This is a genomic window from Algibacter sp. AS12 (assembly GCF_046736315.1).
GTDB classification, from domain to species: domain Bacteria; phylum Bacteroidota; class Bacteroidia; order Flavobacteriales; family Flavobacteriaceae; genus Algibacter_B; species Algibacter_B amylolyticus.
Genome location: NZ_CP151841.1, coordinates 1,521,762 through 1,547,106 on the forward strand (window position 1 = coordinate 1,521,762; position 25,345 = coordinate 1,547,106).

Consider the following 25,345-nt stretch of genomic DNA (forward strand, 5'->3'; position numbering starts at 1 on the left):
TTATTTTTTAACCATTTTAATAAAAACATTATGAGCTTCGTATTTATCCCATTTGTAGTTATTGGATTATTCATTTTAATCTCCTCCTTTTTCGTTGTTAAACAACAAACTGCGGCTATTGTAGAACGCTTTGGTAAGTTTCATAGTATTCGCCAATCTGGATTACACCTTAAAATTCCTTTAATTGATAAAATTTCTGGTCGATTAAGTTTAAAAATTCAGCAATTAGATGTTATTATAGAAACCAAAACTTTAGATGATGTTTTTGTTCGTATAAAAGTATCTGTACAGTACAAAGTAATAAGCGAAAAAGTATACGATGCATTTTACAAATTAGATTACCCACACGATCAAATTACAAGCTATGTATTTGATGTGGTGCGTGCCGAAGTTCCAAAAATGAAGTTAGATGATGTTTTTGTTAAAAAAGACGATATCGCTTTAGCTGTAAAAGCAGAACTGAATGACGCCATGTCTGATTATGGTTTTGATATTATAAAAACACTAGTAACCGATATTGATCCTGATGCTCAAGTAAAAGAAGCTATGAACAGAATTAACGCTGCCGATAGAGAAAAAACTGCGGCACAATACGAAGGTGATGCACAACGTATTTTAATTGTTGAAAAAGCAAAAGCTGAAGCAGAAAGTAAGCGTTTACAAGGACAAGGTATTGCAGACCAACGTCGTGAAATTGCTCGTGGTTTAGAAGAATCTGTAGATGTTTTAAACCGGGTTGGTATTAATAGTCAAGAAGCTTCTGCACTTATAGTAGTAACGCAACATTACGATACATTACAAGCTATTGGAAGTGAAACTAATAGTAACTTAATATTATTGCCTAATTCACCTCAAGCAGGTAGTCAAATGCTAAACGATATGGTAGCTAGCTTTACAGCAAGTAACCAAATTGGTGAGGCTATGAAACAATCTAAATTAAAGAAAAAAGAATAAGTTTATAAAATAGGGTTCAGTTGAAAATTAAGTATTTCAACTGAACCCATATTTTAATTTAGTGTTTATTTTTATCGTAATTCTGTATTAATTCTTTTAAAGTATCTCTATAATTTTCTAAAGATTTATTATCAATCGAGGCTTCCACATTGCCTTGTGGCAAGGTACTTCTTCCTTCATCTAAATATTTTTGAAGCTCAGGATATTGCTCTTCAATAACTCTAGTAAGTGTTGATATTTCGCTAAGAATATTTGTGTTTTCAGTTTTCATAAGTGTTATATTTTTCTTACGAAAATATAATAAAAAGAAAACAATTATTCTCTTAAGGAAGTATTAAATTATTTAAACGGGTGTCTTTCCTCCCATGTTTGAATAGGATTCATATACTTTACAATACATTTTAAAACCGTGTTTGCTATAAAGCTATTGGTGTGATTTAAGTAGATATGCATGTTGTGTGGTTTTGCACCAATAGAACTTTTAATTTCCATAGCTGTCCTTGCATATACAATACTCTTAAAATGCTTTTCTATTCCGAAAAAAGCCATATTAAACAGCATATTTAAATACATTTGATACGTCCGCTGAAGCGTTTTATTATAACCTAAAAAATAGGTTTCTAATACAGTATCGTTAAGAATAAGCGAATAAAAACCAACTAACTCTTCATTTAAGAAAACCCCAAAAACTTTAAAATGGTCCTTCAGGTGTACTTTTAATTGATAAAAATGATTTTCATGAAGCTTAAACGAATTAACGCCCGCATTATCCGACACCGTTTCATATAAACTAAATATAGCTTTAGAATTCGTGTTTAAATAATCACTATCAAGTTCTCTATAATCTAAGTCAATTCCCTTTTTTCTAGCTGTATTAAAACGCCTTCTATATTTTTTATTAAAAGCAGAAATATATTCATTAGTCGTTTTCCACGTTTCACTTTTAAAAACCATGTTTGGTTGTACCTGTACTTTGTATAAATTATTAGATTTAAAAAAGTGAGTGGTTTCATGAATTTTATCATTCTCGAAATAATCTTTAAAAACAATAATTCTTATTTTTTTATTGAATTTAGTCTTAATTTCAAGCGTTAAATCGTCTAAAACCTGTTCTAATTCCGTTAAAAATTCACTTTGCGAAATTTTAAGCGGATTAAAATAAATACCATGTTGCCCCGTGTGTAAAAGGTTTCCAACAACTAAGGCATTTCCTTTTACAATTTTAGAAACCAATTGCTTACCAATTTCTTTTATTTTGTTTGAACTGCTTTTTCTAAAAATATCATCGGCATACATTTCCACACGTTGTACAATAGCTATACCCACTAATTCATCATGTTTAAAAATGCCAGCGTAATATCCTGTAATATTAGATGGTATAGAGGTTTCAAGGCCTTTTAAAAAATCTGTTTTTAAAAAAATATCGGGAATAGCAAGCGCATCCCAAGCTTTGGGAAGAGTATCAACATGATTATATATTTTATGGTATATCAAACTAAAATTAAAAAAGACCGAAGTTAATTACCTCAGTCTTTACAAGTATTAAAAAATTACATTAATATTATTTCCATCCGCAAACAATAGCTCCCATTACACCTAAAGTTACAATCCAATAGCCACTATTTATAAAAATGTATTTAGCGCTTTTACGTTCAAATAATGCATTGGTGCCAATTATAGGTAAAGCCACAAAAACTCCTGCCAATACACCATGTAAAGCCCCGTGTTTATAGGTTCTAAAAGCATCGCCGTAATCGGCCATAAACGCGGCATACGATGGTAATGCTTTACTAGCGTCGCCACCTATTAAGCTTAAAGCACCAGTTTGATGAATACTCATTTGCATCATGGTCATAGCTAATAAAAAGGCAAAAATAAAGGCTAGAATAAAGATCTTAGCCATATTAGCTCCTTTTAATTGGTCTTCGGTTAAACCTGCCGCTTGCATCCATGCGTTTCCAAATACTTTTGGGTTATACCAAATAAAGCCAACAAATAATGCTGAAACTGCTGCAACAAGTATTGCAGGAAAATTTAAAAAATCCATAATAAAAAAGTTTGGTTAGTAGTTAAATGTACAAAAAAATAAATAGTGTAACCAATTAACTATTATTAAGAAATAGCCTTAGCTTCTTCAACCAACAAAGCATTCTTATCATCTAAAGCTTTAGCAATAAATGAATTTATAGCATCATTCTTATCTAAACCGTTTGCTAATAAAACCCCTAAAGCAATCATGGTTATTATACGTGTTCCAGATTTTTTAACAGAAGTATTAAACAATGGTTCAAGCTCGTCATAACTCACTTTTTTAGCTAATTCTTGAATTTCAGCTTTAGCTTTAGCCTGTTTATCTTCTGGTAATCTATCATACTTTTTACCATAAGATTTTATTTGCTCGATAGCTGATCTGTTATTTTGTTGTGTTTGTTTTTGCTGATTTTGATTCGTGTTTTGTTTAGGCTTAACCTTAGCCCAAGTATCGCGCAAACCAACTGTTTTATTAAATACTAAATGTTCTGGAGTTGAATCATCATCTACATTAAAATATCCTAAACGTTGAAACTGAAACCTGTCTCCTACTTTAGCTTCTGTTAAACTGGGTTCCACAAAAGCTTCTATAATTTTTAACGAATTAGGATTTATAAAATCCATAAAATCTTTGTCGGCATGACTATCTGGAGCCTCGTCGCTAAACAATCTGTCATATTCTCTAACCTCAGCTTTTACAGCATGAGCTATAGACACCCAATGTAATGTGCCTTTTATTTTGCGTTCGGTATCTTCAGAATAGGTACAATGTATCTCTGTAACCTCGCCACTAGCATCTTTTACAACACTTTCAGCCTTAATAATATAAGCGTTTTTAAGTCGTACTTCGCCTCCTAATTTTAATCTAAAAAATTTGTTTCCGGCTTCTTCTTTAAAATCTTCTTTTTCAATATATAACTCGCGAGAAAACGGTACTTTTCTAAAGCCAGCACTTTCATCTTCTTGATTATTTTCTGCATCAAACCACTCCACTTTATCCTCAGGATAATTGGTAATTACCAATTTTACAGGATTTAAAACAGCCATAACACGCGGCGCCGTTTTGTTTAAATCTTCGCGAATACAAAACTCTAAAAGCGACACGTCAATAATATTTTCGCGTTTAGCAACACCAACGGTTTCCACAAATTTTCTAATAGCATTTGGTGTGTAACCTCTACGACGTAAACCAGAAATAGTTGGCATTCTAGGATCGTCCCAACCATTTACAACACCATCTTCAACCAATTTAAGCAACTTACGTTTACTCATTATGGTATAACTTAGATTTAAACGGGCAAATTCGCGTTGTTTAGGCCTTAATTTATCTTCCTCGACAACTTGGTCCAAAAACCAATCGTAAAGCTCTCTGTGAGGCTTAAATTCTAAAGAACAAAGCGAATGCGATATTTGCTCTAAATAATCACTTTCTCCATGAGTCCAATCGTACATTGGGTAAATACACCAATCGTTGGCCGTTCTGTGATGATGTTTCTTTAAAACACGATACATAATAGGATCGCGCATTAACATATTAACATGTTGCATGTCTATTTTTGCCCGTAAAATATGTTCGCCTTCATTAAATTCTCCAGCTCTCATACGTTCAAACAAATCTAAATTTTCTGCAACAGTTCTATTTCTATAAGGACCATCAACACCTGGTTGTGTTGGCGTACCCTTTTGTTCTGCCATAGCTTCGCTAGATTGCGAATCGACATAGGCTTTACCTTCTTTTATTAAATAAACCGCCCAATCGTATAATTGTTGAAAATAATCGGAAGAAAACAATTCCTTATCCCACTTATAGCCTAACCAAGCTACATCTTCTTTTATAGCATCTACATATTCCTGCTCTTCTTTAGCCGGATTAGTATCGTCAAAACGAAGGTTTACCGGAGCGTTATAGTACTCACCCAAACCAAAACTAATACCTATAGCTTTAGTGTGCCCAATATGTAAATACCCATTTGGCTCTGGCGGAAAACGAAAACGAAGACTGTTTTTAGGCATTCCGTTGGCTAAATCTTCTTCTATAATTTGCTCAATAAAATTGAGTGATTTTCTTTCTTCAGACATAAAATATGTTACGCTTTAGGTATAGCTTAATAAAAACAAACCCATTAAACAAAAATATTGTACAAAATTAGGTAATTTTGCCGACTTAAATTGTGTGACAATGGGAATTATAAAAGTTGAAAATATTCGGGTATTTGCCCACCATGGTTGTTTAAAAGAAGAAACCAAAATTGGTAGTGATTATCGTGTTGATTTGGAGGTGAAAGCAAATTTACAAGAATCTGCAAAAACCGACAAACTTAGTGATACTGTTGACTATGTTTTTTTAAACCGCGTTATTAAAGAAGAAATGGATATTCCGTCTCAACTTCTAGAAACCGTTGCTAAACGAATATTAAATCGTATCTTTAGTGAAGATAGCCTTGTTAAAAAAGCGACTGTTTGGGTAAGTAAACTAAACCCTCCTATTGGCGGAGATGTAGCAAAAGTGACGATAAAAATGTCAGAAAAACGTTAAATATCATTTTAACTATTGTAAACTCACTTTTTTTTTTACTTTTGCATCAGATTTTTGCAGAAATGTTAAACACTACTTTAATCAAAGCAGTAAAAATGTTTCTAAAAATTTTAAATATAATGGCGTCGTGGCCGAGTGGCTAGGCAGAGGTCTGCAAAACCTTGTACAGCGGTTCGAATCCGCTCGACGCCTCAAGAACCTTTAAGTTTTACTTGGAGGTTTTTTTTTATGCCTTGTTTAATTGAAAAAAAAATCAACTAAATTCGTGTTATAAACAATACCTTTTATTTTCTAATTCAATGACTGTCTAGAAAAATATAATTATTGAAAAGGTAGTTTATTCTTGTATTTTATGTATAATACATAGAAAGTATCGCTAATAAATTAAAATTTCAACATCATGAAAAATCTACTTATACTAACAGGTTTTATACTTATTACCTCATTTACTTCCTCTCTATTTGCACAAAAAGATAAGTTTATAAAAGATTATTTAGAACGTTTAGAAAATTCGCAGAAGTATTTAATGCAAGTTGCAGAAACAATGCCCCAAGAACACTATACTTTTAGAGCTACAGCAGAATCTATGACATTTGCTGAAAACTTCTTGCATATTGGGTATGCTATAGATTGGCATAGTCAATCATTATTGGGAGGGCGAGAATCTAGAGAATGGAAAACGGATACCCTTTTTAAGGTTGCCAAGAAATCTAAACTAGAAATGATCGCTACTGTTAACAATGCTTTTAACGAAGCCATAAACTTAATTAAAGCATTTGACACCAATCAATTAGATGCTGAGTTAGATTATTTTGGTTTAAATAGATCGAAAAGACAAATTCTACTATTGCTAGCCGATCATATAACACATCACAGAGGACAAATGCTTGTTTATATGAGATTAAACGGACTTGTACCTCCAAGATATGTTTTATATCAATAATTCAAATGAAACGAGGTAACATTGAATACATTCTTCTAAATAATAAAAAGGAGGGCTTCAGTTTAAAAAATCTCGTAAAACATTAATTATTGTTAATTGGGCTAATCTGTTCTAACTTCTCTTTATTTTTCTCATAAGCCTCTGGGAATAGACCTTGCGCAAATAATAATATTCCAAACCCAAGTATTACAATAGCAATAATTTTTTTGGTTTTAAAAATAAGACGAGGCGTTAATTTTGCCTTAAGTTTTTTGGCAACTACAATTTTAACTAAATCTGCAACAAAATAGGATGCTAACATAGAAGCAATAAAAATAATATCGCCATGCTCCGAGGTTGTTAAGGAGTCTCCTAAAACGATAAACCCAAGCCAGCCTAACAACACACCAATATTTATAAAGTTTAACAGGAAACCCTTAATAAATAGTTTACCGTAGCCTTTTTTTATTTCAACTTTATGGTATTCCTTAACAATTGATCGAAATGATTTGGATGTTTTTATAAATGAAATAAAACCATATACCATTAATAAAACACCACCAAAGATTAAAAAACTAGGGTCGTTACCTATTTTCCCTCTTAGATTATTGGTGCTGTAAAATGCTATTACAATGAAAATGATATCGGCAAGAATAACGCCTAAATCAAATATTAGCGCACTACGAAAACCTTTTGTTGCACTAGTTTCTAATAGTACAAAAAACACTGGGCCAATGGTAAAGGCTAGTATTATACCAAAAGGAATGGCTGTTAAAATATCGTCGAACATAAAAACAAGAAGCTTTTACACAAAGTAAAGAAATATTTTAAAACTATTGCGGTTAATTAGCTTAGAACTCTACTTGATTTTTAAACGAAAAAAAGGAGTGGGGCTTGTAACCTCCACTCCTTTTAAACAAATACAAACAAACTAAACTAGTTCTTTATAAGTTTTATAATTCTATTACCAAATTCTGTTTTTATTTGAGCAAAATATAATCCTGAATTTAAGTGTGAACCATCAATTACTGCTTCAATATTTCTTGGAGCAAGCGTAAAAACTTGTTCTCCTAAAATATTAAACACAGTTATTGATAACATATTTTGTTGATTAGATACAATCTTCCAAATATTTAGAGTTGGATTTGGATATGCCCTTAGTTGATTTACGACACCTAAATCATTAACACTTAAAGAACAAGAATTTCCAACCACATAAGAAAAATATTTAGTAACCGATAATCCGCCAGCAAAGGCAAATTTACAACCGTAGCTAATGGTTGCTCCTGGTGTTTGACCGGTGATAGTATGTGTGAAAATTTTTCCAGATACGTTACTCATTTGAGTTTCAGCAAAAGGTGTTTCTCTCCATAAAAAGGCAATAACACCATCTTTATTATCAAGTAATTCAAAAGTAAACGTTACATCAGTACCAGAAGTTGAAAAATCATAATTGTATCCAATATCAAATGTACCTTGTTGAGCGTCAGAAGTAACTCCGGAACATTCTGTATTGCTATCTTCCGAAGTCGTGGCTTGTAACACTATAGGGTTATTTACAGCCGTATTTCCAATTAAATCAGTTGCTGTAATATTGAAAGTATATAAGGTATTAGGGTTTAAAGCCGTAATAGTTAAAGCCTCCTCAACACCCGAAGTTGCTGTCGTGTTTTTAGATCCTGTATCATAAGACGCATTATAAACAATAGTGCCAGAATTATCGGTTCCATTCAACAACAATTCAATAGAGGTTGACGTAATGGTTCCAATAGTAGCTGTAAAATTAACTGGAGCTTCAGAATCGGTGCCTCCACTACAATCTGAACCTACTACATAACTTATGTATTCTGTAACAGCCAACCCTCCTGTAAACTCAAATTTACATGCATAACTAAGGGTAGTTCCATTAGATAATCCGCTTAACGTTTTGGTAAATTTATTGGTTGAAACAAAGTCCATTTGAGATTCACCAAATGGTGTTTCTTGCCATAAATAGGCATTGCCAGATGACTTATCGGTATCTAACATTTCAAAAGTAACAATAACCGTACTTCCAATAGTTTCAAATGTACTTTTATAACCCGTTGAAAAGGAACCCTGAATAGCTGTTGTGCCAGCTTCAGTACACATCTTAACTTCATCTACTGAAATATTAATAACCTGGGAAGTACTTTCGCCATTAGCATTATCTATAGCTTTAGCTGATATTTGATGTGATCCTACACTAGCATTACTCCATACATAACTATAAGGTTCTGTTGCATCTTCTCCAAGTTTAATAGCACCAGCGTAAAACTCAACTAAACTAATTGTGCCATCTAAATCTGAAGCAGAAGCTGTAATAGTAATAGCTTCTCCTTCTTTAAATGTCGAGCTATTTGCAGGAGCCGTAATTGAAACTGTAGGGTTTGTGTTGCCAGTTTGATTTACAATTACTAAGACTGTATCTGTAGATGAATGTGTGCCATCATAAACCGTTAATTTCACTTTGTAAATACCTTCTTCTAAATTAGAAATACTTGGAGATTCGATTGTATTACTAGAAAAAGCAATGGTAGAAGGCCCGTAAACTTGCTCCCAATTATAATTTAAAGTTGGTGTATCTGAATCAGTACTTAAAGAAGCGTCTAAATTGGCTGTTGTAGTTGGTAGTAATACTGAAACATTCTCACCTGCATGCGCTACCGGAGGATTATAGGATAACGGACTATTATATGTAAAAGTCATTTTGCCTAAGTTAAATTCTCCATTGGTTACCACCAACCTTAACACATGTTCTCCTTCATTTAATTCAATATTGCTTACTGCTTTATTGGTCCAAGCGTTCCAATCACTAGAGTTAGTTATTGTAATATCTGGACTTATTTTATTCCCATCTATTTCGAAATAAAAAGGTCCGCCGCCACTAGCGTTACCAGAAGCATATCTTAAACTTAAATCGTAAACCCCTGCTGTTTGAACATCTATAGTATATTCCATCCATTCACCAGGAGATATATAACCTACTGTTGCACCTTCTGAAGCATCAGAAAAAGTATCTACATATTCATCTGTTCTAAAATCGCCTTCATTGTTTATTGAAGTATCAACATAAGCAATATTCTGCCCAACACCACCTTCAAAAAAATCATAATGTCCTGCCTCAATAACTCCTGGAATACTAATTGAAGTACCAGAATAGGGTAGTTGCTCACCAACTTGCACTGTTACAATATTGGTAACATTAAAACTAGAACTAACATAAACCTTCGCATACATTCCATGGATACCCGTTGTTAAATTTGTAGCTTTAAATTCATAAGGCGCCGTTATATCTTCACCTATCAATGTTGTTCCATCATAAAATTCAACTTTTGTAATACCACTTCCTGTAGTATTAGCAGAAAGATTTATACTTCCGTTAGGAAAAGCCTGAGTAAAATCTGTTAATAAAACTCCAGAAACATTAACATCCTTACTAGTTGTCATTTGGTTTGCAGGCACATCTAGCATAAAACCATCTGAAAACGTAACCGTTATAGGACCATCTGAATAGTTATGAGCCACATACGTTTTATCTCCACCATTATTAAAAACAGCTGCAATTGGATAATCTGCAGTAATTGTAGCTTCTAAATTACCCAAAGCATTCATAGCGTGAAGCCAATGGTATGTTTGTACATCTGATATTCCAAACTTTAAATTGCGGTCTGGGTAGGCGTCATATAATTCGATAGCTTTTGCAGGATCTAAAAATGATAAATATTTCCAAATGGTATCATGCCATAAGTTTGGATTAGTATCACTATCACTTAAAATACCGGTGTTTGTTTTTAATTCGTCCCATATTTTTTGAACGTAAGTTAAATTTTGACCTAGATACAAAGAACCCGCATGCATAGGATAAAGCTCTATACCGTAAGACGCCGTAATATCTGAAGTCCAAAAGGTTCCGTTATCATAAGAGTTTCCCCAAACTCTAGACACTAAGGCATATTGTTGTGAAGGTTGAAAATTACGCTCATTCATATCAAACCAATATTCTTCAACCGCCGTTTGTTCGGTAGTATACAAATAGACTCCTAAATCTCTTATAGCGTCATTTTCTGTAATTGTTCCCCAATGAATTAAAGATGAATTAAATTGCATACTTTCTGAAGTTGATTCTTGATCGTTTCCTTGCGGGAAAGAAGCTGTACCATTAGCCCAACAATGTCCTCCGTATGGGCTAAAATTTCTTAAAAACGGAAATTGCGTATCGTTTCTATCAAAAGATGCGGCATCACGTATTAATAAGTTAATCATATCGCCCCATTGAGCAGCCCAACCAGGCTCAAACTGTTCCATAAAAGATGCGGCGTGAATAAAATATCCCCAATGAAAATGATGGTCGTTAATATTGGTGTCTTGCCCGTGTCCTGCTGGGTAGCCTAACATTGTTGTCCATGCACTATTATAATAAAACAAAAAAGCCTTTTCTCCAGATTTATACATTAACCAATCTTCTAATCGCTCTTTTATGGTTGCAATCATTTTATTTCTAGCAGAAAGGTTACCTGTTTGGTCAGCAATTCTAGCCGTTTGAATTAAACGATTCATAACTTGACCTTCATTGTATGAATCTGTCCAAGTAGCTAAACCGTCATTTTCAATTTGAGAAATTTTTGATTCTAATTCCGAAGGACTAAAACCTACACTATAATTTGCTAAATAAGGCATAGTAGGAAGAATTCCTTTATACGTGTTTTCAACGGTAAAAGTATTCCCATCCAAGGTTTTTATTTCTCCTCTAACTCCATCATAACTGTAACCATTTGGGCTTGCAGAACCAGAAGCTAAATTATCCCATTGATGTGGCAATAAACCTTGTAAAATATTAGTTTCTATACCCTCTTTTGTTTCTGTAGTAACCGTAAAATTTGTTTGGACAATACCATTACTTGGGTTGTATGACCAGTTTGCCATTGTATTGGTAGGAAACACATAAGCGTATTTTTTATATTCGTTGGCTACGATATTAATATTAGATGCGTTTTGTGGTAGCATAACCATAGACAAATAATCTTTACTATTTAAAGTAGATGTGTATATATTACCTGTATTACTCCATGTACTACCAACAGGCGCATAAAAAACAAAATCCGCACCGCTACTAGCATTTTCAATTATTAATAATTCAGAAGATATAGTAGCCGTTCCTGAATTCACTTTAATTTCTAAAATATCATCACTTTCTTTTTCAAAATAAAGAAAAGGCATCCCTATTCCAGAAGTTGCTTTTAACTCGTGGCTGGCATCCTTCCAATTCATTGTAACTGTCCAATCTGAATAATCTGAAACCGTTGTATTTGATGTGTTTAAACCAGAAAGTCCAATTTCAATAGGAGCAGAGTCCCCAATAACGCCAAAAGGTATGTAGGTAACAATAAGTCCCTGATTTGTAGTTTTCATGGTCATTGGATAATTAAAAAGATTATCTGCATGATTCTCTTTCAATAATTTAGACCACCAATCGTTTGTTGGTATTGGCTTACCTACCGCAACACCACTAACTTGAGGTGTTCCCGGTGGAAACCCATTTCTACCAGCTTCATCTGTTCCAGGAAACGAATTTGTGTAACTGCCACTGCCTACGTTTGTAGTCTGAGCATTCACAGCTATTGTAAATCCAAAAAGGATGAATAAAAACTGCTTAAATATAAGTAAGTAACCTATTTTCATAATGAGTGTTTTTAGAAAAAAAATGGTGCTTTTAAATTAAAAGCACCATTGATAAAAATGAATATGCTTAATAATCTTTATTTCTTAATTAATTTGATGCTTTCTAAACTATTACTAGTTTTTATTTGTGCAAAATATAGCCCAGACTTTAAACTAGCACCATCAATTGTTACTTCACTATTATTAAGAGAATATGACACAACTTGTTTCCCTAAAACATCAAACACTTGAATAGATGTTATGTTTTGATTTTGAGATGTTACTGTCCAAGAATCTTGTGTTGGGTTTGGGTATATACTAAATTCAGATACTTCAATATCATTAACCCCTAATGAAACACTATTATAGAAATAAAGATTGTCTAACCAAACCGTACCATTACCTACAACTTTAAACTGAACAACTTCAGTCAACACAACAGGAGGTGTATAACTAGATAAATCAATATCAATACTTAACCAAGTTTCTGAACTTGAAATTGGTAAAGATACAGCTGTTTCGTTACCAGCACTGATTAAATAAAAATCTAGAGTTGTTCCATTAGCTGTCCAATAATCAACATGGAGTTTATCAAGACCAGAAACATCTTGAGAGGTATATTCTGTACCTTGGTAATTTAAACCAGCATACTTCAACACTTCCTCACCGGCTACCATTTCTATAGTGGCATCGGTTGATTGCCCCCAACTTGGATCATAATTTGTTCCCGTTACATTAGAATAAGTGTCACTAAAAATAGAAATAACTTGATTATTTACTTCGTCATGACCAGGTGCTGTAGCGGTAGTTGAAGGCTCCGGAAGTGGCCCTGTTAATTCTCCATTAGGCATTTGAATATTATCAAAATAAAGAGTGTTATCAGTAGTTCTATCTTTGCCGTTTACATAAGGTTCTACAAAATCAGGAATAATAACAAGTTTATCGTATGTGTTTCCTATTTGTGCCGAAAAATCAAACGTTAATTCTTCCCATTGATTAATTACGGTATTAGCAACCTTTAATTCTATAGGCGAACTAAGTCCTTCAAATTTAATTCCAACATTACTAATTGTTGGTTTATAAACCATAATTTTAACCGTACTGTTTGTAGCATCGAATACAAACTGTCCATCATCACTAGTAAAGGCCAAGGCCCAGTTTTGGTCTGTTGTATACGCTATAAACTCTACAACTGTAGCAGAGGTGTTTATACCTCCACTTACAGGATTTGCTATTAATTGAAGTGAGGGAGCTACATCAGATATTGTCCAACTCCAATCATTTCCTGTTCCTGCTGGTTCAAAATCAACTGTATGTAAAGCTTGAGAAAACCCAAATGATACAGTTAATAGGCAAAATAACAAAGTAATTTTTTTCATAATAATTTAGTTTTAGTTAATATTTAGTTTTTGATAATATAAATTTACCCATAAACAATTGCGAAGTCTAATAAAAAACCCCTACAAAAATCATACATCCTCAAAATAAATACAAAAACTTTATTGATTTCGCAAAACATCAATAAAATAAGGCTTTAAAGACCTCTTACAATTGCTTTAAATTTTGGTAAAAAAGGAGATGTTGTGGTAATGTTGTGGTTAAAAAAAGGTCATTTATTTGACTTTTAAATAAAACCTCCCTTTTTTTAAATTATAATACACTAAATGAAGATAAAAAAAGTATATAAAACTAAAAAAGCCTACTTAAAAAGCAGGCTTTAAACATTATATAAAATTTTACAAATTAACCAATTACACCTTTATTTCGTACTTTAAAGAATAATGATTTAGCGTGAAATTTTGGCTTTTCGTCTTTATCCCATAGGCCCCAATATGCACCAACATCTCCTTCAGTATCAACTTTCCAAGATTCGTCAAAAGATGAGAAATAGAACATTTCTATATTATCTTCTACTGACCATTCTTGTGTATTAATAAAATACTTCATGGCATTTTCATTTGAAGGTTTGGCCCCTAACAATCCTAAGCCTTGACTAGGCCATCCTGTTTCGGTAATAATTACCTTTTTACCGTTACCAGCTTTAACTGCTCTATTAAACATATCTTTCATGTAAAGTAAAGAATATTCTAAACTACAGCCTTCCCAATATGGGTAACAATTAGCTAAAATAACGTCGCAGGCTTCAGTAATTTTTGGACGTTTGGCAAATTCATAATAGGCATCAACATAACCCATTGGAATCTCAGGAATTTCTCGTTTTACTTGTTGCATGAAGTCTATTAATTCTTCTTCGGGTAAATCACCTCTATACATGACTTCGTTACCCACTGCTGCGATATCCACATAACCGTCTTTAGCAAGCTTTAACAGACCTGCAATTTCCTTTTTATTTATTTCAGCATCATTACCTAACCAAGCTCCAACTAAAGTTTTAATACCAAATTCCTTTGCTATTATTGGAATAAGCTCATTACCATCGGTACAAGAAAATGTACGAACCCATTTGGTATAGGGTTTTATAATTTTCATGCGACGTCTAATCTGTTTCTCTGTTAATTGGTCGCCTGTTTTTTGTCCCTCTTCATAAGCACTAAAACAAATTCCGTGCATGCCAGTATTAAAAACTCTATTAAAAGTGTTTTGTAGGCCTTTAGTCGTTTTATTTTCTAAACCACCCGAAAGTGACATTAGGTTTTCTTTCTTGAAAGACATCGTATTGTGTTTATAAGTTATACTTTATTTTTTCTTAATTCTAACTGTTCACGAATTTCATTAGATTTTTCTTCAGTTAAATCATATTTACGCATTACTAAAATCGCAATTAACGTTCCTAAAATTGGCAGTCCTGAAAAGAAAAATCGTAATCCTACAATGGCATTTTCCGATTGCGATTCAGCTGTAGCATCAAACCCAATCATTGATAAAATAAGTCCGCTAAGTAATCCCGCAATGGCAAAACCAAATTTTACCATCCACCAGTAAATAGCTCCGAAAATACCTTCTCTACGTAATCCTGTATTTAATTCATCAAGATCAATGACGTCTGCTGTCATAGACATCATAAGCATAAATAAACTTCCTATACCGAACGAGAAAAAAGGAAGCGCAAAAATAAATAAGTAAGGCTTTCCAGGAACAAATAAAAACCACAATAAAACGTACCCAAGAATGGATATGCTTTGAGAGACTAAAAAAGCTCTTTTCTTACCCATAGTCTTAGACATTCTAGCCACAATTGGAATAACAACAAAAGTTGTTGCTAATGCTCCTAAACTACCAAACAGCGTAGGCCAAATTCCCGCTGCTCCGGCGTCGCCACTAAACAAATAATAAACGATAATAAAAAAAGTAAAAGCCGCAACGGTATTAAACGCATTAAAAACCAAAAATGTTGCAATACATAATTTTCTAAAAGGTTTATTTTTAAAAGCTTGTACAAAACCACTAATAATTTCGGTAAAACTACTTCCTATGTTTTTAGCATTCAAGGGTTTATAATTTTCGTTTACAGTCGGTTTACTTTCAATAAAAATAGCAGGAACCATGGCAAAAATCATACAAATTACACCTACCCAAACTGCTATGGTTCTTGTGGCAACATCTGCAGATTCAAACCAGCCTTGATCGTACATAATAACCCAAAACCATGGTGCTATTACCCATGCCCATTGACCAATCCATTGAGCGACAGCCATAATATTAGTGCGTTCGTGAAAATCGTCACTCATCTCGTACCCCATGGCAACATAAGGCACACTAAATATGGTTAAGCCTAAATAAAACACAAAAGACCATATCATGAAATAAGTAAAATTATAATCTATACCATTATCTCTATGTAATTGCCATAAAATTGAAAATGAAACACCCATTATTAAAGCTCCTAATAATACGTATTGCCTACGCCTTCCCCATTTTGATTTCGTATTATCTGAAATAAATCCCATTATTGGATCTGTAATCGAATCAAAAATCCTAGGCATAAAGAAAATGATTCCCCACATCCAACCAGGAAACCCTAAATCCTGAACCAAAACAACCATAAATATTCCCATTGCAGCAGGAAACATTTGGTTAGCAAACATACCTAGCCCGAAAGCTATTTTTTGCCCCATAGGAACCGTGTTGTTTTCTGCAGACATATATTTAGTTTTAATGGTTAATATTATTTCGGTTTAGTTTAGTTAGGCAATATTTTACTGTTTACTAGGTATTAAAACCGTTTGTAACGCTTGCGCATCAATAGAGAACGAAACTATTTTTTCATTAACCGTTAAGCTTATAGATTTTGGTGTTTCAAATTCGTTAAAAAGGACAACCGCTATAGAGCCATCCGGATTCTGAGCCGCAGTTACCATAAGCGTATCATCAGAATTATCATGAGCAATCACCTTAGCATTTGGTCTTATATACTTACTAAAATGTGCCATGGTGTAATACAATGGTGTAAAGTAAACCTCGTCTTTTTCTGGGTCGACAATTACCGGGGCAACACACCAGTTTTTAAACCAATTTGGACCACCTTGTTTGTCTAAAACCATATTCCAATCTACCCAGCCATCAACCCAATTGTTTAAGCAGCCAATAATATCTCTAGCATAACGATTTACTGGAGCATATTTTGGGTGTAAATGTTTTTGTTCTTCTGGTGCCCAATCCCATCCCCAATCGGTAGCTTCTTTTTTCCAATACCAAGCATCATCTTGCCACACAGGAACTTGAGAGTCTATACAGCCCTCGGTTTCAATTAAGTATTTATTAGGCGCCTTATTATGGGCATATTGTAGCGCTTCTGGGAAATAATCATAGGTACTTTCATACCAATGGATTGCTGTACCATGAAAATATTTAGATGATGCTTCATCTCTATACATTTCATCCACCCATTCTTTTAAACCTGCTCTATTTTGATCGTAGCCTAAAATAATTTTATCACCATAGCCATCTTCTTCTAGTTTTGGACCTAAATGAAACTCTACAAAATCGGTCATTTCCTTGGGTGAAAAATGCATACTTTCCCAGTTATTGCCATTCCCATGAGGTTCGTTTTCTACTGTAAAACCCCAAATTTCAATTCCTTCGGCTTTGTAGGCGTCCAAATATTTAGAAAAAAATAGTGCCCAAGTATCATAATATTCTGTTAGTAATTTACCGCCAACCCAGTTATTGTTATCCTTCATCCAAGGTGCTGCTGTCCATGGCGAAGCGAAAATATTAAACCCATCTTCTGAAACCGCTAAAGCATCTTTAATCATAGGAATTAAATCATCTTTATCTTCCTCAACGGTGAAGTGTTCCAAATTTTTATCGCCTTCAACAGGTGAATAAGAATAATTGGTTAATGAAAAATCACAAGAATTCATGTGCGTTCTGGTAAGCGAGTAATTAGCACCATTTTTAGCGAAATAAGCCTGAATAATAGTATCTCTATTTTTCTTACTTAATTTATTTAACAAATACGCGGAAGACTCTGTAAAAGCACCACCAAAACCAGAAATCGTTTGAAGTGTTTCTGCTGGTTTTAATGTTATATTTGCTACGCTATCATGTGTTTTAAACTCGGTAATCTTGGTTAATTTGTTTCCACTTTCTGATGTTTCAAATACTTCAAAATTCATCTTTTCAACTTTATTATTACAACTTGATATTAACAATGCAGTTAATAAAACGACTATGTAATTAAGATTTTTCATTCCTTTAAGGTTTTATCTGGTTGTATTTATTTTTAATAATATCGAATGTTTCTTTTTTATTTCTATCTATATCAACTATACCCCAAAATTCTTCATTTGGTGCGCCATCATAAGGAATGCCTGTGCTATTTGGTGCCCATCCACCTATGTCTTGCTTTTCTGGGTTTCCTGCTTTCCACCAGCCATCTGTAAATGAAAACATGGTAACTCCCGAACAAATGTCTTGGTTTTCAAATATTTTATCTATGATTTTTGCATTTGCCTGAGCCTGTGCTTTTTGATTTTCTCCTTTTTCAAAACCTTCTTTAGTTATCGTCATATAACTATCGCCCCCTGATTCAGATATATACATGGGTTTTGTGCTTACCGCTTCCCATTGCGAAAAGATGTCTTCTGGGTTATCCCAACGGTACACATTCATACCCCAAACATCAATATTAGGGCAGGAGGAAAGCGCTAAATCGTTTGGTAACTCGCCATGAGCAGATGAAATAAGATGTGTTTTATCGATTTGATGAATACTTATTGCCGCAGTATTTAATGCAGTATACCAGTTTTTAATATCGTCTTTAAACCATTCCGGATGATAATTATATTCATTCCCCAATTCCCACATTAAAATGGCGTTATGGTTTTTATATGTATTGACATAATTAAGGTAGTTTCCAGAAACTATGTTAAACTTATCGTTTGCATCATTGTATCCAAAACCCATAATTACTTTTATTCCAACAGCATCAATTTCATCTAAAACTGCTTTATCATCAATAGGCTCATAAACACGAATAGTATTAATACCTGCTTCTTTCATAAGAGCAAGGTCTTGAGATAGATTTAAAAAATCTCTTTTTGTACTACCTTTAGTAACAGGATGATAGCATATACCTTTAATATAATAAGGCTTGTTATTTACATAAATATATCTTTTTGAATCTGAAACAGTAGTTGTTGTTTTATCCTTTTTACAAGACAAACAAAAACAAAGAATTAAACATGTAAAAACAAACTTTTTCATCGATTTAAGCGTAATTATTAATGTGTTATTAATTTATTTTCACCTGGAATTAATACATAAGGCATTAATGCTTTTTTATTACCATTGTAGGTTTTGGTAATTGGATTACCGTTTCTTGTTAAACCTTCAAAAACTCCTGAATCTACAGCATCCCAAAGGGCATATTTTGCTTTGCCATCGATAGTAAATAAACCAAAATGATTTTCTGAACCTTGCGGGTTTTTAGCATCTTTCCAGCTTTCATCGAAAGCTTCAAAATAAAAACAAGACATATTCGAACTGTTTGTCCATTCGCGCATGTGATTGAAATACAATGCTTGTTTATACTCGTCTGTAGCTCTAGAACCGTGACTGCCATAAAGCTCGTTTGAATGACTTGCCCAACCTGTTTCCCCAATGTGTATTGGTTTATTAGCGCCTATACTTTTCATATAATTAACCACACTATTGTATTGCGAAACGGCATAAGATTTAGCTCTTAACATAACCACATCTAGCTTTTCTAAATCTGTTAACGTAGAATCTTTATCCTCTACACCCCAAAAAACTGGGTTATAATGCGTATCGTGCATAGGGTAGGTGTGCATTGATATATAATCGACAGCATGAACTAATTTTTCCAAATCCTTTACATGATACTCGCTACCTCCTCCGCCCCAAGAGGCGAAATTATCGGAACTTGTAATCCACAAATCCTTTGATAATTCACCAGAAGATTTTAAGTTTTGCAAATGATTTACCCATTTTAAAATAACACCAGGTTGAACATAATAACTCGTTGCCCATTTTACCATAGCTTCGTTACCTACCGCAATTACTTTAATAATATTTGGATATTGCTTTGCAAGTTTTACTGCCCTGTTTATTTCTGCTTGATTTCTTTCTAAATCTTCAACATCGTGGTTTGGCGTTTTATCTGTCCAAGCATTTTCGCAATCTATCCAGACGCCCAACATAACGTACATTTCAAAATTTGAATCCTCTTCCTTTAATTCAGTTATAGCTTTTAATAAGTTTGGTACTTGTTGTAATTGCACATTATAGGTTCGTAATATTTTTACCCCCATAACAAACAACAACTTCATATCTTCTTTCAATTCTGGTATTGTAGGTTGAATATCTCTTGTGTTTTTACGATATCCACCATAGGAGATTGCTAGGTATTCTGGAGTACCTAAAATATCAGCGGCTGTTAACTGCTGTTTTACTTTTGGGTTTTCATTACATCCTAACATCATTAATACTATTAAAATTGATAAATTCTTTTTAAACCTAAGCATGGCTTTAGCGGCTATTTACTTATTAAAACTACAATATGGTTCACCTCTCCTTTTCTTTGAAATAATGATTCTGATGTTCCCACATCTAGGTTCATACCTTCTAATTCGATAGTTTTACCATTATTGTAAATAACTTTAATGCCCGTTTCGTTTGAAAGTTTATATATAACTGGGACTTTACAGTATGTAAAACAAAGAGAATTTGATTCTATATTTAGTTCTTGTTCTTCCTTGTTTACATTAGTAAAACGGAAGGTTGATGCTGCACTTAAAAATTCTTTTGTTTGTAATAACTTAGGATTAAATACAACTTTTCCTTTCTCAACATAAATTCCAAGTTCACCAAATCTAGTTAAGACATCCTCTTTAACTTGCCCAGTCATTCCTGGTTGTTGCGCTCCTTTAGTTGCTGGTGTATGCGAATATGGATCGGTTGGAAAAGCACCATATAATTCAGGCGACTTATGCACCCCAATACCTGCGTTTATTTCATAATAGTGATCTAATAACCTACCAATCACAGCATCGTCAGTACTAGTGCGAATTGCTAACAAACAATTTTCTTGAACAGCTAATGATAGTTTAGAAACCATATGCCAATAAATAGAACCCAATCCTTCATAACCAAAAAATGTTCCTGAACGGCCAGTAAATGATTTATGATCGAAAACAGATTCGAACGTTTGTAATAATTGTTCCGTATCGCTATCAATTAACGATTTATAAGAACAATCTAAATTATTTAATGCCTCTTTTAAGCTGTTTGCATTGTTAAAATTGCTATTAAAATGGTAATTTCCTAAAATATCTTGCTCGATAATTTGTCTGTTTCCATCGGCTACCAATTGCATTAATAAAGGCAATTGCTCTACTTTATTTGAAGGAATATTATTTTTCTTATCAAACCTTGGTAACTCTTTATTTGGGTATAAAATATAGCTGTATTGATCCTCTCTAAACAATGCGCTATTTTTCAAACCATCTAATAAATTTAAAGCTTGAATAGGAGAGAGGTAACCCGAACTTAATGCAGCTACTTGACCTTCCAACATTTCTGATAGATAAGAAATTGACACCTCGGTATCGTTTTCAATAGTCATCAGATTATAAGCATGATACATATTATCATCTCGCTTATTGGCATTTATACTATGTTCTAAATATGCTTTTGTTACTTCAATAAAACTAGAAACATCCTCTAGTTTTAATTCGATTTTTTGGTTTGAAAACCCTGCCTTATAAATTAATTCTCTATAATTACTACCTGCTTTTCCTAAACCATCAAGAATCGTCTTTCTGTCTTTATCCGAAATTTTTCCACCTAAAATATTGGCGTTTTCTTGAAGCGTTTTAACAACTCTAGTGAAAAATACATTTAGTTCTTGAGAAATCTCTACTTGTTTAACCTCAGATTTAGAAACTATCTTATCAAAGAAGCTTAAAAACCTATATAAGTAATTTAGCGTTACCATAGACACGCCATTTCCTACTAATGCGTTATTTGCGTCATTCCATTCTGGGCGTTGCGTATTTAACCATATACCACCTTCTGGTATAAAGTTTGACATTTTTGCCAAAACTGTAGCTAATAATTTTTCGATTAAATTAACGTGATAAATAGTTGCATTTTTATCTTTTAATAGCGCACCATCGGCACCTAAAACCTCACGTCTATTATCAATTTCGCGATTTAAATCGTAATCAAAATCAATAGTATCCTTCGGGTTTTTTAAGGTATCATCGTAACTTTTTATAATGTATGGTACATTAGCGTACACGAAAATATTTTCTGAGAAACGTTTTTCTAATTGATTCGGATAATAATCCTCAATAAACTCTAAGAACTTTAAAAGGTAAATTATTTGATGATCGCCCCAATAACCAATGTAAGACCACGGATCGTGCTCTTCAATTACTTCCCAATCAAAACCACCTTTAGTAACTCGGTAAGGATTGTATCCTTCAAAAGTTGTAGCGTTTAAAAACTTATGAATCATACCTTCTATAAACTCTGGATAAGAATGTGCAAGCGCTTCCCAGTTTTGGAAAATATCTCGCCAGTTCCCCTCATAATCTAATATTTTAGAACCATCAACTTCATTCTGTGTATTAATAGAAAATTTATTCCAAGGTCTACTAGGGTCGCCATGTCTTCTACTAAATTTTAAAGGTAAATACTCTAAACACAATCTTTTAAAATCGCTGTTTGTACTCCTTTCAGAAAAACTTTTTATATCGTTTAAAGAAAACAAGTTTGGCAAAGCCTTTAAAGTGTTTTCTTTTTTACTAAAAACGTCCTTATTTGCCTTATTTATATACTTTACAAAATCGGTTTTTTCTATTTGATAATCATCATCGAAAATACCACCACGCATAATATTAAATAGGGTATTTGAAAAGTGTCTTGTGTTTGTAAGCTGATCTGCGGTAAGTTGTAAACCGTCTGCATTTCCTGTAATTTTAATAAGGTTTTCTGTACCTAATTCAATATCCTTTTTTACACGTTCTGCAATGTTTTTATCTGATTTAATACTTTCGGAAATTTGAATGACATTAGTAATAGATTGATTAACATTAGCAACAAACATCCAGCTTTTTTCAGCATTTGCTTCTAAGTCAATTTTTGAAGAAATAAAATAAGCGCCTTTTTCTGCTTTAATATCAACTTCTTCTTGAATTGGTTGACTTTTTCTAAAATTATTAAGTTGTAATGATGATAAAAGATGTTTAGGATTATCTAACCCAAATGACCAAACGGTATTCGCCTTTAAAGCTTCGCTAGGTTCTGCTTTATCAACAATTACGGCACTTAATGCAAAAATACCAAGACCAGAACCTTTTTGCAATTCACTTTTTTTGTAGGCGTCAACTAAGTTACTTCTGCTATTTTGTAATTCTGAAGAAACATTGCTTGGAATAATATTTTGTAAACCATCTAAAACGGTTAAACTAATATTTTTACCTGTTTTATTTATTAACGTAGATTCTTTTACAAAACCATATTGATTACTAGAACTCCATTGGTAACGAAACGTAAGTTGTAAATCTTTATTAATTTCTTCAAAAATAACTTTATTACCATAACTGCTCTTATACAGGTTTCTTTTTATATTATATAATCCTGTTTGTCTTTCAGAAAATGGCTCCCATATATAGGATTTTCCTTTAATATGAATTTGAAAAATGGATTTACTTCCAGTAATATCTGCTAATTCGGTAATTTTATCGTCTGTGTAATACGGAAATAATGCGTATTCTGCATTTTTTCTTCCTGCCGTTAAACCTCCGTTACTTGAAATAAACATCCAATGGTTTGAATCGCTAACAATGCTCATAAAAAATGGACGCATGCTATCGCTATTAGAAATCTTGAAAAAAGTTTCGCCATTAAGGGTTACTATTTCTGAAGCTATCTTTTCTTTTTCTGAAGAAAAGTGACTATTATTTTCTGTGTAAGTGGTAGTGCTCATTAATTCCAATTATATTAATTCAGGTACTTTAAAAAGATTAAAGTTTTATAGTAAAAAGAAAAAAGGACGGTTATGCTAACATAACCGACCTTTTTGTTATGTTTAAATTATTGTTGACTATTGATAAACTCTCACGTAGTCAATTTCCATAGTATCCTCAGTAAATGCTGGATCTATATCTCCACCTAAAGCACCACCCATAGCGATATTTAATATCATAAAGAAATCTAAGTTATACGGTGTATCTGGTGAATTAGCAAACGATAAAAACACAGTATCGTCAACTAACAGTTTAATTTCACTTGTAGTCCACTCCACGGTATAATTATGAAATTCTGTTGTGGATGTAGCATTTGGGATGCTACCTATATCGGCATCTCCACCAAAATTACCAGGTCGATGTAAAGCGCCATAAGTTGTTGCTTTATCTTGACCATTCTGTTCCATAATGTCAATTTCGCCACAAGCAGGCCAATCTACTATATCAAAATTAGCACCTAGCATCCAAATTGCTGGCCAAGTACCTTGAGCATTTGGTAATTTCGCTCTAACCTCAACACGACCATAAGTAAACTCATATAAGTTTTCAGATTTTAATCTTGCAGATGTATAACCTCCATTTTCTGCTCTTGCTGTAATTTTAAGAAAGCCGTCTTCTACAACAGCATTATCCGTACTATTGGTATAGGTTTGTAACTCTTGGTTTCCCCATCCACCAGCACCTATATCATAGGTCCATTTTGTGGCATCTGGCGCTCCGTTAGTATCGAATTCGTCAGACCAAACTAAACTATTAAAGACAGATTCGAACACCTCTCCTTCTGTTGGTTTACTTGAAGTAAATACTTGATACCAAGCAGCACCACCTCCTTTTTCAATTATTCTAACATGTAACTTATCTTCAGAAATTGATATAATATCATAAGTGCTTGCGCCAACATACCAACCCATAAAACCACCATCAGAAATTTCGAAGGTTGTTCCTCTATATGGCTTTTCATTATAAGATCCTTCTGTGGCCGCTTTTGAAGAAGACGGAAAAAAGGATACGTTTTTAACACCGAACATTGTAGTTGCCACAGTTTCATCATGACACGTATCGCCATCCACACCAATGGTTCCTGCATAAGTACCAGGAACAAAAGCAGGACCAACTGTTTGCTCGAATGTTAATCCTTTTTCAGTACGTGTAAAAACAAACTCATTATCATACATACAAGATTTTTCTTCATCCCAAGGCTGAATAGCATTCCACCAAGCTTCATAAGCAAATTCACCATTACCATAATCATCTTCTACAGGTCCTAAACCTACATGAAGAGGTATGTTAGCTGCCCAATACCATTTTTTAGAATCGTTAACCAATTCACCCGCTAAAAAGTTTTCAACCTCAACATCTGAGAATGAACTAAAAACTTCAACCTCCATAGATGTACTTGAAGTAACGCCACCGCTGCCAACAGCACTAACAACTACTGTATATGTATTTACTCCTGTTACAGTAAATCGATGTTGAATTGCGCCAGAAGGTGCTACGCCTGTTTTTCCGTCGCCAAAGTTAAATTGATATGTTATTTCATCGTTTGCAGTAGCTGTAAAATTAACAAATCCACTTCCATCACCGTAAGGGTTATCAGCATCTAAACCAACAACTTCAGCACTAATAGTAACGTTTGATGGTGTGATAATGTCACCTATTGATGCATCATCCTCTTGACAGCTAGTAAACACTAGAGTAAGTGCCAATAACAATCCAATATAATATTTAAAGTTTTTCATTTTTTTTGTTTTTAATTCTTTCATG

General features: G+C 33.3%; 17 protein-coding genes and 1 tRNA gene. 4 read left to right on the top strand and 14 right to left on the bottom strand.

Annotation, left to right across the window (positions count from 1 at the left end; all coding sequences use genetic code 11):
* Positions 1-30 precede the first annotated feature (30 nt).
* Positions 31-954 (top strand): SPFH domain-containing protein, encoded by a 924-nt coding sequence (locus AAFN75_RS06430; protein ID WP_411808773.1) that lies wholly within the window; start codon positions 31-33, stop codon positions 952-954.
* Between the two features lie 58 nt (positions 955-1,012).
* On the opposite strand, the gene AAFN75_RS06435 is transcribed toward AAFN75_RS06430, so the two are convergent.
* The 4 genes from AAFN75_RS06435 to AAFN75_RS06450 all read right to left on the bottom strand — a co-directional run bounded on the left by AAFN75_RS06435 (position 1,013) and on the right by AAFN75_RS06450 (position 5,064).
* Entirely contained in the window at positions 1,013-1,225 is a 213-nt protein-coding gene (locus AAFN75_RS06435) for a hypothetical protein (RefSeq protein ID WP_411808774.1), read from the bottom strand.
* Between the two features lie 68 nt (positions 1,226-1,293).
* A complete protein-coding gene (locus tag AAFN75_RS06440; protein WP_411808775.1) occupies positions 1,294-2,448 on the bottom strand; it encodes a GNAT family N-acetyltransferase in 1,155 nt (384 codons plus the stop codon).
* 67 nt (positions 2,449-2,515) lie between these two features.
* Positions 2,516-3,001 carry a DUF1761 domain-containing protein gene (locus AAFN75_RS06445; RefSeq protein ID WP_411808776.1) on the bottom strand — a complete coding sequence of 162 codons (486 nt, stop codon included), beginning with the start codon at positions 2,999-3,001 and terminating at the stop codon, positions 2,516-2,518.
* Positions 3,002-3,066: 65 nt separating this feature from the next.
* Entirely contained in the window at positions 3,067-5,064 is a 1,998-nt protein-coding gene (locus tag AAFN75_RS06450) for a glutamine--tRNA ligase/YqeY domain fusion protein (RefSeq protein WP_411808777.1), read from the bottom strand.
* Positions 5,065-5,164: 100 nt separating this feature from the next.
* On the opposite strand from AAFN75_RS06450, the gene folB reads away from it, so the two are divergent.
* From folB to AAFN75_RS06465, 3 genes are all read left to right on the top strand, one after another.
* The gene (gene folB / locus AAFN75_RS06455) at positions 5,165-5,521 is read left to right on the top strand and encodes a dihydroneopterin aldolase (RefSeq protein ID WP_411808778.1); all 357 of its coding nucleotides are present in this window, start codon (positions 5,165-5,167) and stop codon (positions 5,519-5,521) included.
* A 121-nt stretch (positions 5,522-5,642) separates the two neighbouring features.
* Positions 5,643-5,713: transfer RNA gene (locus AAFN75_RS06460), tRNA-Cys, on the top strand.
* 208 nt (positions 5,714-5,921) lie between these two features.
* Complete coding sequence (locus tag AAFN75_RS06465; protein ID WP_411808779.1) at positions 5,922-6,464, top strand: DinB family protein; 543 nt, start codon at positions 5,922-5,924, stop codon at positions 6,462-6,464.
* An 82-nt stretch (positions 6,465-6,546) separates the two neighbouring features.
* On the opposite strand, the gene AAFN75_RS06470 is transcribed toward AAFN75_RS06465, so the two are convergent.
* The 10 genes from AAFN75_RS06470 to AAFN75_RS06515 form a co-directional block, all read right to left on the bottom strand.
* Entirely contained in the window at positions 6,547-7,233 is a 687-nt protein-coding gene (locus AAFN75_RS06470; RefSeq protein ID WP_411808780.1) for a LysE family translocator, read from the bottom strand.
* Positions 7,234-7,379: 146 nt separating this feature from the next.
* Positions 7,380-12,143 (bottom strand): glycosyl hydrolase, encoded by a 4,764-nt coding sequence (locus AAFN75_RS06475; RefSeq protein ID WP_411808781.1) that lies wholly within the window; start codon positions 12,141-12,143, stop codon positions 7,380-7,382.
* A gap of 77 nt (positions 12,144-12,220) precedes the next feature.
* A complete protein-coding gene (locus tag AAFN75_RS06480; protein ID WP_411808782.1) occupies positions 12,221-13,501 on the bottom strand; it encodes a T9SS type A sorting domain-containing protein in 1,281 nt (426 codons plus the stop codon).
* A 364-nt stretch (positions 13,502-13,865) separates the two neighbouring features.
* Positions 13,866-14,795 (bottom strand): glycosyl hydrolase family 17 protein, encoded by a 930-nt coding sequence (locus AAFN75_RS06485; RefSeq protein ID WP_411808783.1) that lies wholly within the window; start codon positions 14,793-14,795, stop codon positions 13,866-13,868.
* 17 nt (positions 14,796-14,812) lie between these two features.
* A complete protein-coding gene (locus AAFN75_RS06490) occupies positions 14,813-16,225 on the bottom strand; it encodes an MFS transporter (RefSeq protein ID WP_411808784.1) in 1,413 nt (470 codons plus the stop codon).
* Positions 16,226-16,279: 54 nt separating this feature from the next.
* A complete protein-coding gene (locus tag AAFN75_RS06495; RefSeq protein ID WP_411808785.1) occupies positions 16,280-17,776 on the bottom strand; it encodes a glycoside hydrolase family 30 protein in 1,497 nt (498 codons plus the stop codon).
* Between the two features lie 4 nt (positions 17,777-17,780).
* Entirely contained in the window at positions 17,781-18,749 is a 969-nt protein-coding gene (locus AAFN75_RS06500) for a glycoside hydrolase family 2 TIM barrel-domain containing protein (RefSeq protein WP_411808786.1), read from the bottom strand.
* 59 nt (positions 18,750-18,808) lie between these two features.
* Complete coding sequence (locus AAFN75_RS06505) at positions 18,809-20,029, bottom strand: glycosyl hydrolase family 17 protein (RefSeq protein WP_411808787.1); 1,221 nt, start codon at positions 20,027-20,029, stop codon at positions 18,809-18,811.
* Positions 20,030-20,082: 53 nt separating this feature from the next.
* The gene (locus AAFN75_RS06510) at positions 20,083-23,541 is read right to left on the bottom strand and encodes a hypothetical protein (protein ID WP_411808788.1); all 3,459 of its coding nucleotides are present in this window, start codon (positions 23,539-23,541) and stop codon (positions 20,083-20,085) included.
* Positions 23,542-23,658: 117 nt separating this feature from the next.
* Positions 23,659-25,344: a family 16 glycosylhydrolase gene (locus tag AAFN75_RS06515; protein WP_411808789.1), complete on the bottom strand. Its 1,686-nt coding sequence runs from the start codon at positions 25,342-25,344 to the stop codon at positions 23,659-23,661.
* Between the last annotated feature and the right edge of the window lies 1 nt (position 25,345).